Below are 14270 nucleotides of genomic sequence, written 5' to 3'. Positions count from 1 at the left end.
ATAGGAAGGTTTCTATGACGAAAAAAATAGTGATGAATAACGCAAATACGACCGTGACGTTTTTACCAAACGGTGATTTATATGAGATCCAAAGTCACGGTGTGATGATCAATCAGTTGATCGGAAATGCGCTAGATGGTAGTTTGAATCAAATCTATCTACGTCTGCGTGAGGCGGGGGAGTTGTCCTTTATTCCCTTGATCGGTTCAAATGCTAACAGTGCCTTTGCCTACTCAGAAAAACAGCTGACTTGGACTGGGACGTACCAGTCCATCGATTACCAAGTTGATTTCCAATTGGCACAAGATTGCTGGTTCTGGCGGGTTCAATTGAGTGGTTCTGGGGAAGCGGAACTGGTTTACGGGCAAGACCTTGGCAATGCCGCCAAAGGTGCTGTTCAATCCAATGAAGCCTATGTTTCGCAATATATCGACCATCATGTTAGCCATGATAAGGATCGCATCGTGCTTTCCTCGCGCCAAAATCAACCACAAAATGGTCAATTTCCATTGGTGGAACAGGGCAGCTTCCAAGCCTTAAAAGGCTTCTCGACGGATGGCTATCAATTTTTCGGTCGCAGCTACAAAGAAAAGAATCAACCAGCTGCACTTAGCCAAGAAACGTTAGCCAATGAAGTGTATCAATACGAATTTGCCTATACGGCACTGCAAACGCAATGGTTGACGGTAAGTGAGACGCCTACGGAAATCGTTTTTTACGCAGCGGTCAAAGCCAATCAAGCGACGGCAGTCAATGAACCGCAGTTTGCGCTTGAAACGCTGAAAGAAACTTATCAAGCCTTGTCCTTTGACTCGTTGCAAGCAACGGCGCAGCCACGAAAAAACTTCGGTCGACCGCTCACAGGGCTGACATTTTCCACAGAAGAAATCAACGAGCGGTTCCCGCAGCAAGAAGCAGTGGAAATCGTTGATAAGCAGCTTTATTCCTTTTTTACCCCTGACTATCACCATGTCGTGTTGAAGGAAAAAGAAGCACAGATGGAACGCTCCCATGGGCATATTTTGATGAGCGGACAAGAGTTGATCGTCGATCACCCCATTTTGAGCACGACTGTTTACATGACGGGGATGTTTAACTCCCAAATCGTATTAGGCAATACGAACATGAATAAATTGTTGAGTAATAGCCGCAACTCATTGAATCTGTTCAAACGTTCTGGTCAGCGGATCTATCTGAAAGACGGCGATCAATGGCGGATTTTAACGATGCCATCTGCTTTTGAAATGGGCTTGAATTCGGCGACGTGGTACTACAAAACAGCGGATGATGTCATCCAAGTAACGACCTTCACGAAAGCAAACGGACGCACGATCGCAACCACCATCACCAGTGAAGCAGGACGTGCCTACACCTGGGCCATCACCAATCAATTTGTGATGGGGATCGATGAAGCCGCACCGACTGCTACTGTTACGCAAGACCAGCAATTGCTCACCATCAAAGGAACAGCGGATTCACCGATTGCGGAAACTTATCCAGAATTGACGTATTATCTCCATGCAGCTCAACCTTTTGAACTGACCGATGAAGCAATCTTCAATGTGGCCGCTGCTGATAGCACGACCGTATTGACCTTTGCAGAACAGGCGACGGTTTCCTTCGTGATCCAAGGCACACTGACTGGTGAACCCTTTGTTTCCGAAACGTTAGATCGCCAGCAAGAAGACACTGCCTATACGGCCTTTGTCGATGATTTGTTGAATCAGTTTGAATTGAAACATTCGCAGGCGGACGTTACATCCTTCAATCACTTGGCACGTTGGTACACCCACAATATGCTTGTTCATTACCTGTCTCCTCATGGTCTTGAACAGTACGGTGGTGCTGCTTGGGGGACTCGAGACGTTTCCCAAGGACCGACTGAGTATTTCTTAGCACTTAATCGTCCTGAAATGGTGGCGTCCATCATCGAGCATTTGTTTGAAAATCAATTTGCAGATGACGGCAACTGGCCACAATGGTTTATGTTTGATCGCTATGAGAAACAAAAAGCCGATGAGAGCCACGGAGATGTGATCGTCTGGCCGATGAAAGTCGTTAGTGACTATCTCGAAAAAACCAAAGATTTCGCGATTTTGGAAAAAGAACTGCCTTATACGGATCGCGCGACCTTCCTGAAAACCAAGACCAAAGCTTCATTGTTTGATCATTTGAAAAAAGAAGTGGCGTATATCGAAGCGAACTTCTTGGAAGGAACGTACCTGTCTTGTTATGGCGATGGCGATTGGGATGACACCTTGCAGCCAAATAACAGTAAGTTGAAGAAACAAATGGCCAGCAGCTGGACCGTTGCCTTGACCTATGAAGTATTGAAAAAATTAGCCAGCCAGTTGCAGGCATTTGACCCAGAGTATGCCAAACATTTAACAGAACTGTCTAAGGGCATCAAACACGACTTTGAAAAATACATGTTAGCTGATGGCACGTTGCCAGGATTTGTCTATATGGAAGATAGCGAGCACGTGGAACTGATGGTCCATCCGACTGACAAGAAAACTGGTATCCAATACCGCTTGCTGCCGATGCAACAAAGCATGATCGGTGAGCTGTTATCTCCCGAACAAGCCGATCATCATGTGGCGATCATCAAGGAGCATTTGCAATTTCCAGATGGGGTGCGCTTGATGAATCGTCCAGCGACTTATGCGGGTGGTGTCAGCACCAATTTCAAGCGTGCAGAACAAGCAGCCAACTTTGGACGAGAAATCGGTTTGCAGTACGTTCACGCCCACATCCGCTTTACCGAAGCGATGGCGAAATTAGGTCGAGAAGAAGAGACTTGGCAAGCGCTTGGGGTCATCAATCCGATCCAGATCGCTCAACGGGTCGAAAACGCGGAGATTCGTCAAGCAAATGCGTATTTCAGCAGTTCTGATGGCGATTTCAAAACAAGGGTTGAAGCCCAAGAAAATTTTGGTAAACTTAAGGAGGCAGCAGTCGGCGTCAAAGGCGGCTGGCGCATCTATTCTAGTGGACCGGGGATCTATATGAATCAGTTGATCAGCAATGTGTTAGGCATTCGTACCTTTGTTGATCACGTTGAACTTGATCCCGTCTTGCCAGCGGAGCTAGCAGGGTTGACACTGACGTATCGACTCTTTGATCGGCCGGTCGAAATCGTCTATCATTCGGCAAGTACGCCGAAAGTATTGATCAACGGGGAAGAAATGTCCACTGAGTTTGCGGAAAATCGCTACCGTCAAGGTGCGCTTGTCCTGAAGAAAGCAGCACTTTGCGCCAAATTAAACGAAAACCAAACCAATACGATCGATATTTATCGTTAAGAAAGGAGAAGCCATGGTAGGAATCAAAGATATTGCCCAAAAAGCGGGTGTCTCCATATCCACCGTTTCGTATGCATTGAATGGCAGTCCAAAAGTGACCGAGGAAACCCGCGCGCGGATTCAAGCGATCGCAAACGAATTGAACTATGTTCCGAACATGGCTGCTCGCACACTGAAACGCAGACAAACCAACATCATCGGTGTTTATCTCGCCGATTATGCCGGAAGTTTTTATGGGGAATTGCTAGATGGTATCAAGAAAGGGCTGGAACTTTTCGGCTATGAAATGATCGTCTGCAGCGGCAAGAAGTCACACTTGTTTATTCCTGAGCGGATGGTGGACGGTGCCATCATTTTGGATTGGACGTTTCCAGCAAAGGAAATCGAGCAATACGCCCAACGAGGGCATCAAATCGTCGTGTTAGACCGTGTCTTGTCTCATGAAAACATCCATCAAGTCTTGTTAGACAATAAAGGAGGGGCTGTGCTGGCGATCGATCGCTTGATCGCTGGACAAAGCCAAAAAGTCTTCCTCTTAGCAGGGCCAGAAAAAGGCTACGACAGTCGGGAGCGCTTGGAAGCCAGTACGAAAGAATTGACGCGCTTTGGTATTCCTTATGAAGTCATTCCTGGTGACTTCACGGAACCTTCTGGTTATCGAGCGGCAAAACAGCTCTTAGCAAATGATCCCCAGTTTCCCATTGATATCTTTGCCTTCAATGATGAGATGGCGATCGGGGTCTACAAATATGTCCGCGAGACCGACTATCGCATCGGAAAAGAGATCCGCATCATCGGGTTTGATAACACGGAATTAGGCGCTTTTGTGCAGCCGCGCTTAGCGACGATCTCCTATTCGAAACATCGATGGGGCATGGTGGCAGCTGAGAAAATCGTACAATCGATCCAAGGGGATCCAGTGGCGGACGAGCATATTTATACCACTTTTGTGGATGGCGGATCATTTATTTAATTGATCCATTAAAGGAAAAAGAGTTGAAAAAGCCTCAAACAGAGAACACTGTTTGAGGCTTTTTTTGCGTTATTTCAAAAATAACTTTACTTATTTTATCAAAATCAGTGATTTATAAAAAAATAATAATTTTTATTTTGTTATTTTATATGCAATGGAATTTTTAAATAACGTTTTTTATTCATTTTTGATTATAACATTATCATTATCTACAGTCAGAAGATAGGAAGCGTTCTTTTAACTTATTATTTTAGGTCGTTAGAAAAGAGTTTTGTGCTGCTGAATTTTGTCAAATATTCTAACTTTTTATTTATTTTTCTCATCTTAATTTAATTATGAGTGTTGATTTATCCCTCGTTTTTTGTATGATTTATGAAAGAGAAAAGCAGTTTTTTGAAAAGAATCGATGATTCATCCTGATAATTTGCGTTTTTTTTCAATCGATGAGTAACAGATAGCTCTAAGATGTGGAAGTTACAAAAATCGGAATTATGAAAAATCAATTATAATCATAATTTTGAATGGAAGAAAAAAAGAATTATAATTCTCTTTCGCCAACTCGCTAAACTAAGAGTTGTAACACAGGGCGTGCACTGCGCGATACGTTTATTTTTTTAAGATAGGAGGGATAAAGTGAAACGGTTTTTAACAACTTTACTTGTTTTTCTACTAACATCAGGTCCGTGTTTTTCATATGCAATGGTAGTGGCACAAGCCGAAAGTGTTACAAAAACAAGTGAAGAACAAAGTATGTCTTCTTCTGACCCTGTCGTTTCATCGATCGACAGTCTGGAAGAGACGAACGAAACTGAAGTGCAAGCATCTAGTGAACCTGCTTCGACAGATTCGTCTACAGGAGCCACTGACACAGCTTCATCTGAAACAGAAGCTTCATCGGAAGCTGCAGAAGAAGTACAGGTGACCTTTCTGACAGACACGGAGCATCTATTTGCTACCGGGGAAACCCGCACTCAGATCAGCAAAAACAAAGGGGAAGCACTAAAAGAAAGTGAGTTGCCAGTTTTCGAAGATGATACTGCTTTTGAAGGCTGGTCGTTAGATGGCACGGTCTATACAAGTCAAGCGTTGACCGAATTGATTCTCACGGAGAACCAAACCTTAACTGCTGTTTTTAAACCGACGGTTAAGGCAAGAGCGGCGGACATCTCGTTGGCAGAGCAATCGATCAAAGAGATCATTGCAGAAGCCGATAAAACGAAAGTGATCGCTGTACCAAGCCCAGCTGGAGATGGATCAGCATATGCGGAATACACCAATAGTGCTGAAGGCATTCGTCAAGCGTTGTTTGATATGTATCAAAACGGCAATGGCCAAGAATTTGCTTTGTATGTTGGCTCGGGTGGATCGTTATCACTGCCAACGAATCTGACTTCAAAGACGATTCCAGCCACAGTCGATAATACGAACATGACTTTTTATGCGCTGCAAGGAAAAGTCAGCCGCTTGATCATCACAGGGCATAGTGATGATCCCATCACAGATGCAACAACGTTGACCACTGGGAGTCGCACGGTTGCACTTGGCACGGACATTTACTTCGGTTCTCATGTAGTGATTCGAAACCTCAACTATAGTGGTACGAGGATGTACATGAATGGGTATAGCCTTTCATTGAACGGTGGGTCCACCGGGAACGGTCTTGCGATTTATGGGGGAATCAAAACGGTGGTACATTGACCGGGAATACAGCAATTGTCGTAAATAATACAGTAGGTAATATCAGTACGATCGCTGGAGGTGCCAATATTGGTACGATTGATGGGAATACCAGTGTCACGATCAATCGTTTAAATGGCACATTAGGCAGTTATTATGGCGGTGGTCTTGGAACAAACGCTTCCAATACAGCCAATGTGACAGGCAATGTTGAAACGACGATTCAAACCACCAATGCAAGCTTCCGTTTAAGTACTTTTGCTGGTGGCGTTCAATATGGCAACATCAATGGAACGATCCGCAGTACGATCTCGGGTGCAGGCGGTTGGTCAGGGATATCCAATCGGTTTGTAGGCGGTTCATTTTATGGCAACATCGGCTCTGACCGTTCTAAGGATGCCATCGTGACCAACCTTGATGCCAGCAGCTATTCCACTGGACGGAGTGAATTTGAAGGTGGCAATCGGAATACTGGTACCATCACAGGAAACATCGTCAACACCGTGAAAGCCGGACCGAGTGCCAGCGTCGGCGGAATTGGTGATTTTAACGGCGGTGGGGGAAACAACGTTAGTACCTTGACTCAAAGTTCAATGGGGGCTTCGAATACGACGACGTATGACAATTATACTCCGGAACAACGAGCAGCACTGGCAGAAGCAGCGGCAAGTTTTAAAGTTTATGGCGATATCACTTCTCATCTAGTCAGCGGTTCCTTTTCAAACGGTGCGATTTATTCGACGGCAGCTGGTCGAGGCGGCTATGTTGAGGGAAATACGACGATTGAAGTTGGTACGATCACTTCGGATGGTAGTCCTGGGGGAGATGGGATTGCTTACACAGGATCCAGACCGACAAATCTAGATTACTCAACGAGCAATAAAACGAGAGGCTATTCATCTGGATGGGATATCGTTGGTGGCGGCGGTTATCCAGGAACAGCTTGGGATATCTATATTAAAGGGAATACCAAAACGATCTTGAATAACACGGTTGCTCGCTGGACCTACGGTGGTTCCTTCTCAGGTGTCATTGAGGGAAATTCTTCCAATACTTTGAACTCTGGGATCGTCGATACGCTAGAAGGAACAGGCTATACTGGACGCCGTGTTTACGGAGATGGACGAACGACCGTAAATAATGGGCAAGTAGACTGGTTTTTATCTGGTGGCGGCTGGGATGACTTATTAGTGACCGGCAATGTCGCAGTAACGGTTTATGATGGGGTGATCAATGCCTCACTCGGTGCCTCTTATGGTGTCGCTTCTTCCCACACCATTAACGGAAACTCAGATAATCGAGTGTTTGGCGGAAACTTCTCAGGTACTCCGCGTACAGGGTCTAATGGTTTTTCAGGCGGTGTTACGAACAATGGACGGTTATTAGGAAATGCCAGTTTGACATTGGATTTGAGAAATTACGATGGTGAGTTTGCCCTTCCTTCTGGAACGAACATCTCAGGCGAAAATCCGTTTAACAGTACGAATATCGTTGGGACCGACAGCTCCAATACGATTACATTGAACATATACACAAAGCCGGGGTCAGATGCACTGAATGGGGCGACGATCTATGGTGATGGCGGACGGACTGCTAGCAATACGAGAAGCGGCAAAATTTATATGAATATCCAGGCGGAAGGATCAAGTATCGGGAATTTATACACCACGTATTATTCCAATATTTCTTCCAGTCAAATTTTAAGAGATGTCGAGATGCGACTTCAAGGAGCCAAAAGTATCAATGGGATCTCAGGCGGAAACGCGTCAGATAATTTTACGAACACGATCGTAGCCAACAGCAGTAATCAAGTGAAGATGAACTTTGGTGAAAATGTCGATGGGACAGCTTCTTATCAAACTGATCCAATCGCTGTGACGGGTCTGGGGATCGTCAACTTTACCGAATTGAATGTGACAAACGGTATCAAGCTGATGGCCAATGGGGGAGACATCAAAAATGGCCGTTCAGCGACTGCTGCCAATCACGCAACGACCTATCATCAGTTCGGTGACATCCATCTTTCCAAAGATGCTGGTATCGGGATTACTTCCGCAACGAATTTGATTTCAGGGGCGAAGTTAACGGTAGAAGACAAAGGGACGATCGAGTCGCCGCCGGGAACGGGACGAATCAATCTGTCAGATTTCGCCACACCAGATACGGACAAAGATCACTTAATGTGGCTGAAAACGACGACCAATGATGCAGGTTCTCGAGTCAACAGTCAAGGAACGTGGTTTGGGGCGGTTAGTGCCTATCAAGTACTGACCATAAATCCAACTGCTGCTAATGCTGCAGCGATCACGCCAATCAATTTCAGTGGGATCGAAAAAGCGACTGGGAAAACCTTCATTGGGGACAACGATGTCACCAATGCAGCCAATGGGTACGGTATTGCGATACCAGGTTCGATCATTAACTACGAAGTCGAAACACCGGGAGTCGCGAATGGGATCGGTGCCATTAGTCACAATGTAACGGCAGTCAAAGAGAACAATACGCCGCTGACCTTGCAAGCATGGGGAACTGAGCAGGCGGGGACGCAGGTGCAAAAAGGGCGTTTATTGATTCCCTACACGGTAACGGAATTGCCAACATTGACGTTCACACCAGAAACCCAAACGTCCGGTTCATGGGTCTATGGGGGTCAAATCAAATCCAGCAAGCTGGATAGCACGGATCAGCAGTTGACGGAACAACCAGATTCAGAACCAGTTGATTGGACGAGTCCTGATGGGGAATATAGTTACGATATCAGCGTCCGCTACTCAAATAAGGCGGAAGTCCAAGCACGCAATGTGATCCTTACAGAGCAAGAGGCACAATCGCTGACCAAAGAACAAGCTGTGACTTATCTCGAAGCTAGTGGGCGTCCTTTCTTTAAGGATACACTGACAGATGAGGTCTTAGCTGCGATTCAAGAACCGTTAGAAACAGCGGTCTATCGCAAACAAGCGATCACTTTTTCCGTAGGGGAAAACGATCAGAATCAGGCAGAAACTACCGTGAATCTGGTGGTGGTCAAAAATGAAAGTGTCATTTCTGCTGATCGGCAATTTGCCGTCTATGCAAAAGATGTCCGTTTGACCTTACCAGAAGCAACGGCACTGACAGATGAAGCCGCTTTGGCAGACTATACCCAAGCAACCACGATTTTTGCAGATAATCGGGCAAATGTACCACCGACTGTCGATCCGCAAGCTTTTGCCGCGATCCAGCAAGCAACGGAAGCTGAGCTGTTGAAAAATGTGTCAACGGCTTACCATTATGAAGCAGGCAGTCAACGGGCAGGAAAAGTCGTCAATGTCGCAGTTGCCGGCGAGCTTATTTTAAGCAGTGTGCCAACAGACTTTGATTTTGGGCAGCAGAAAGTTGCCACAGAAACACAAGATTATTGGCCAACGATCACAGGCGAGCTAGCAGTGAAAGATACGAGAGGGTCCGAACGGAGTCCATGGCGCTTGACGGTCAAAGAGCAACAGCCATTAACGGATGGGACAGATCAATTAACCGATGTCTTCCGCTTTGTGACAAACGGTCAAGAACAGATGATAACCAGTGGGGAAATGATCATCGAGGAAACGGAATTGACAGAAAATGGCACATACGTCGTGAACCAGCACTGGGGCGAAAGTCAGAATGAAGGAATCAAGCTTACCGTTCCAGTCGAACAGCAAAAAGTCGGGGACTATCAAGGAACCTTGAGCTGGCAGCTAGTTTCGGCACCTGGCAACCCATAAAGGCAGGAAAATAAATGAAAAAAATCATGATCGGTATTATTGCTGGCTGTCTATTAATGTTTCCTCAGCTCGTTTCAGCAGCCGAAGCAGGTGCCTATGACAGCAATGGCATTACTTCCTTTTTCGGTGTCTATGAAGAACCAGTTGAGGAGCCAGAAGAGCCCGTAAAAGAACAGCCAGGGAATAAACAAGTAAATCAAAAAGGCAACAACATTCTGCCGGCAACAGGGTCGGATCACTTTAATAGCTATCAAAGCAGTGGTCTTGTCGTTTTGTTGGCAGCAGGAATCATTTTAATCAAAAGGAGAACAAAAAATGAAAAAACTTTTCTTGACGGCAGGCATTCTATTGATGAGCACTGCTCTGTTACCAACAACCGTTAATGTCGCTGAATACACCTCAAATGGAGCAATCACTTTTGAAGCGGACCCGAATCCAACCAATCCAGTTGATCCGACCGATCCAGAAAAACCAGTGGATCCCGTCGATCCAACCGATCCAGATGGACCAAACCCTGGAACAGCTGGACCATTATCGATCGATTTTGCTTCAAGTTTTCAATTTGGCAACCAACTGATCACTTCCGAAACAAAAGATTATTACGCACAGCTGCAAGAGTTCACAGCTGGCGCTGCTGGACCAAACTATGTGCAAGTAACAGATAAACGAGGAACGCAAGAAGGCTGGTCATTGAGCGTTGTGCAAAACGGACAATTCAAAACGGCTGATGACGAAGAACTAGTCGGGGCTTCATTATCGATCGCCTCAGGTGCAGCAACTTCGGTCACCGATATGCAGTATGCACCAACGGTTACGGCAAGTCATACCTTTGTACCCGATAGTGAAATCACATTGGTCAACGCACCTGTCGGAAAAGGAATGGGCACTTGGATCTACAAGTTTGGGAACGATGCAACGGAAGGGTCAACGGCAGTAAAATTAAATGTACCAGGCAGTTCCGTAAAATTAGCCAAAGAGTATCGGACGACATTGACTTGGAATTTAAAGAATGTCCCTGAAAGCAATTAAAATCACTGATTTTCAGTAAAACAGATAAAGGAGTGTCAAATAGAAATGAAAAAAACAGCATGGGTCTTTTTAAGTCTTGCCGTATTGGCAGCAGCGAGTGCAGCAACTGAGGTTTCAGCAGCTGAAGCGGCTTCTTACACCTCAAATGGGGCGGTTGATTTTATTCCAAATACCGATCCGACGAACCCAGTCAATCCAGAAAATCCAGATCCAGAAAACCCAGTCAATCCTGTGGATCCAACCGATCCAGATGGACCAAACCCTGGAACGAATGGACCATTATCGATCGATTATGCCTCTAGCTTAGATTTTGGTGTCAATAAAATCTCCAATAAAAACGAAGTCTATTATGCACGAGCACAAGGGTATTTGAATGACGATGACACAGTTTCTACATTAAAAACTGCCAATTATGTTCAAGTAACGGATAATCGCGGTAGTAATGCTGGTTGGCGGTTGTCTGTGAAGCAAAATGGTCAATTCAAAAACGAATCGACGTTGAATCAAGAATTGACTGGTTCTGTCATTACCCTAACAAGTCCTGCCGTTAAATCAAATGCGATCGGCGTTACTGCTCCAGTGGCAGAAGCGACGATCATATTGGATGCAGCAGGTGCTGAATCAGTGGTGATGACCGCAGCAAATCAAACGGGTGCTGGAACATGGGTCAACGCTTGGGGAAGCGTTGAGACGGTCACTGAAATAGATAAGGATGGCCAAGAAGTACAAGCAGATGTTACCAAAGCGGTCGCACTTTCTGTACCCGGCAGCACACCAAAAGATGCCGTTAGCTACACGACTACACTAACTTGGGTATTATCAGATACACCAGGAACGGAAGGATAAGGAGTATAGACATGAAAAAAACACTAGCATTTCTCTCAGTATTAGGGCTAAGCTTCGCTGCTCCTGCGCTGGCACAAGCAGCGGACAGCGCAGAATACAATTCAAACGGACAGATCACTTTTGAACCAAATACAGACCCAACCAATCCAATCAGTCCAACAGACCCAGATCCAGAAAATCCGATCAAACCAGTTGACCCAACGGACCCAGATGGACCAAATCCAGGAACCAACGGACCGTTATCGATTGATTTTGCTTCAAGCCTTTACTTTGGTACGCAAAAAATCACCTCAAAAACAGAGATCTACCATGCGGAAACCCAAAAATACGTAGATTCAGCAAATGTGAATCAAGAAGGACCAAATTTTGTCCAAGTGACAGACAATCGGGGAACAGAGAGCGGTTGGACATTGAATGTTCGCCAAAATGGTCAGTTCAAAACAGCAGAAGATCAAGAATTGACCGCCGCGCAAATTCGTTTGACGAAGGGAACTGTAGTAACACCTTCCTTGTCACCAAAACCATCAAATGTAAGTTCAACGATCACATTGAATCCAAATGGTGCTCAATCCTTAGTGATGAGTGCCCAAGATGGCGAAGGGGCAGGGACCTATCTAATGAGCTGGGGCGATAGTTTAGCTGCAGCTATGGATAGCATTGAGTTGGAAGTTCCAGGCTCAACGACAAAATATGCCAGCCAATACAACACCACGTTTACTTGGTTACTGACAGACACACCAACAAACCCATAAGTACCAGCTTTCTCCTTGAACCCTTTCGTGGTTTAAGGAGAATACATAGAAAGAAGGGACATCCATCATGAAAAAAATCAACCAGCTTTTGGCGCTCCTATTCGCAAGTATTTTCTTTTTTGTACCAACGATAGGAACCGCTTCTGAATTTAACTTTGCCGTCAATCCCGTAATTCCAGAAAATCAAATCGATAAAGAAAAAACGTACTTTGACTTGAAAATGGCGCCGGGTACGGTACAAACCGTTGAAGTTCAATTGCGTAATGACACCGATCAAGAGGTCGTCATCGCACCAGTGATCGCTTCAGCTACCACAAACTTAAACGGAGTCGTGGAATATGGCGAAAACGACATCGAAGCGGACGAAACCTTGCCTTATGATATGGCTGATTTGATTGAAGTGGATGAAGAGATCACGATCCCCAAACAATCCCAAATCACCTTGCCCTTAAAGATCACCATGCCTTCAGAATCCTTTGAAGGGGTTATCGCAGGCGGATTGACCTTAAAAGAGACGACAGAGGAAACCGATACTGCTGACAGTGAAGAAGAGCAAGGGTTAGCTATCAAGAATGAGTATGCCTATGTCGTTGCGATTTTACTGCGTCAAAACACAACAGAAGTTTCACCGGATCTAAAACTGCTGGATGTTGGACCAGGTCAAGTCAACGCCCGAAATACTATCAATGTCACTCTTCAAAATCCTGAAGCAGCTTACTTGAATTCATTACGCCTGATCAATGAAGTGAAGAAAAAAGGTGATAGCGACGTCTTGTATTCTTCGGATACCTCACGAATGCAAATGGCACCTAATTCCAACTTCTCGTACCCAATCTCTTTAGAAGGACAACGTTTAGAAGCAGGGACCTACGTGTTGACTTCCGTTGCCTATGGTGGAAAAAGCGATGAAGGGCAATACAAAATTGAAAATGAAGAAGGCGAAGAAGAAAGCTATCTCTATAAATGGACCTTCGAAAAAGAATTTACAGTGACGGGAGAGGTCGCACGTGATCTTAATAAGAAGGATGTGACGATCGAAACAGATTACACATGGCTTTACTTCTTGATCGGCGGACTGTTGCTACTACTCGCCTTGCTGCTGCTTTTATGGTACCGACGAAAGAAAAAAAATGAAACGGATGAAGCGTGAGCACCTTGAGAAATGCTTGATCGATGGGTTGATCATCGTAGGTATTCTTTTGCTGGCACTGCCTTTTCTAAAAGAAAGCATCGTCAGTTGGCAATTACGCACCACGCAATTGACGATAGCCACCCAGCTGCCGGCAACGATCCCAGAAGAAGAAACGATCCAAATGCCAGCTCTGTCAGATGTAATGGCGCCTCAGCCGACAACGATCACTGGGTACGGCTTTGTCGCAATCGAGGCGATCGATTTCCAGCAGCCGCTGTTGGTGGGACTAACGAATCAACAGCTGCTGAGAGGCGGCGTCGTGATGTTTCCCGAACGTTCGTTGAAAAATAGCAATTTTGTCGTTTTAGGGCATCATCTTGGGAGACAAAGTTTGTTATTTGGTCAATTGCTAGAAGCACAGGTGGGGATGGAAGTATCAGTGACCTATCTCGAGGAGAGTCAACAGTATATCATCACGGATAAAAAAATCGTAGACGAGTCGGACTTGTCGGTGCTAGAGGAAGAACAGACACCAAAATTGACCTTGATCACTTGTCCTACGCCTACTCGAACAGAAGAAGGGTACGTGCTGACAGCAATTCCTGTTGAGCAGGCAACTGCCGATCATCCACAAAAACCAGCGGCGACAATCAGCACGCCGAAAGCAGCAAAAGTGATGGTTGAAAAACAAGAAACGGTATGGAAACAACAATCAATGAAAAATTGGTTTCTTTTATTTGTTAATTTATTTATAATTAGTGGATGTCTGCTGGGCGCCCATAAGTTGTTGGACCGTTCAGCGTCGTAGAAACA

8 protein-coding genes and 1 pseudogene are annotated in these 14270 nt (G+C 45.4%); all 9 read left to right on the top strand.

Annotated features, from left to right (window positions below; all coding sequences use genetic code 11):
* Positions 1-14 precede the first annotated feature (14 nt).
* On the top strand, positions 15-3305 hold the full coding sequence (locus IGJ05_RS09440; RefSeq protein ID WP_010748655.1) for a GH36-type glycosyl hydrolase domain-containing protein: 3291 nt from the start codon (positions 15-17) through the stop codon (positions 3303-3305).
* Between the two features lie 13 nt (positions 3306-3318).
* A complete protein-coding gene (locus IGJ05_RS09435) occupies positions 3319-4278 on the top strand; it encodes a LacI family DNA-binding transcriptional regulator (RefSeq protein ID WP_010748656.1) in 960 nt (319 codons plus the stop codon).
* Positions 4279-4911: 633 nt separating this feature from the next.
* Positions 4912-9698 (top strand): annotated as a pseudogene (locus tag IGJ05_RS09430) (hypothetical protein).
* Positions 9699-9712: 14 nt separating this feature from the next.
* On the top strand, positions 9713-10081 hold the full coding sequence (locus IGJ05_RS09425) for an LPXTG cell wall anchor domain-containing protein (RefSeq protein WP_010748658.1): 369 nt from the start codon (positions 9713-9715) through the stop codon (positions 10079-10081).
* Positions 10050-10727 carry a WxL domain-containing protein gene (locus tag IGJ05_RS09420; protein ID WP_266166292.1) on the top strand — a complete coding sequence of 226 codons (678 nt, stop codon included), beginning with the start codon at positions 10050-10052 and terminating at the stop codon, positions 10725-10727. The genes IGJ05_RS09425 and IGJ05_RS09420 overlap by 32 nt, the downstream gene beginning before the upstream one ends.
* A gap of 45 nt (positions 10728-10772) precedes the next feature.
* Positions 10773-11573, top strand: a complete 801-nt coding sequence (locus IGJ05_RS09415; protein ID WP_010748660.1) for a WxL domain-containing protein — start codon at positions 10773-10775, stop codon at positions 11571-11573.
* 11 nt (positions 11574-11584) lie between these two features.
* The gene (locus tag IGJ05_RS09410) at positions 11585-12325 is read left to right on the top strand and encodes a WxL domain-containing protein (protein ID WP_010748661.1); all 741 of its coding nucleotides are present in this window, start codon (positions 11585-11587) and stop codon (positions 12323-12325) included.
* Between the two features lie 67 nt (positions 12326-12392).
* Entirely contained in the window at positions 12393-13475 is a 1083-nt protein-coding gene (locus IGJ05_RS09405) for a DUF916 and DUF3324 domain-containing protein (protein ID WP_015508842.1), read from the top strand.
* Entirely contained in the window at positions 13465-14265 is an 801-nt protein-coding gene (locus tag IGJ05_RS09400; RefSeq protein WP_438725222.1) for a class A sortase, read from the top strand. The genes IGJ05_RS09405 and IGJ05_RS09400 overlap by 11 nt, the downstream gene beginning before the upstream one ends.
* Positions 14266-14270 lie beyond the last annotated feature (5 nt).

The sequence above is a fragment of the Enterococcus sp. AZ167 genome (assembly GCF_051714025.1).
Taxonomy (GTDB): Bacteria; Bacillota; Bacilli; order Lactobacillales; family Enterococcaceae; genus Enterococcus_D; species Enterococcus_D casseliflavus.
Note: the sequence above shows the minus strand (reverse complement) of the source record. Positions and strands in the feature narration are given on the sequence as shown.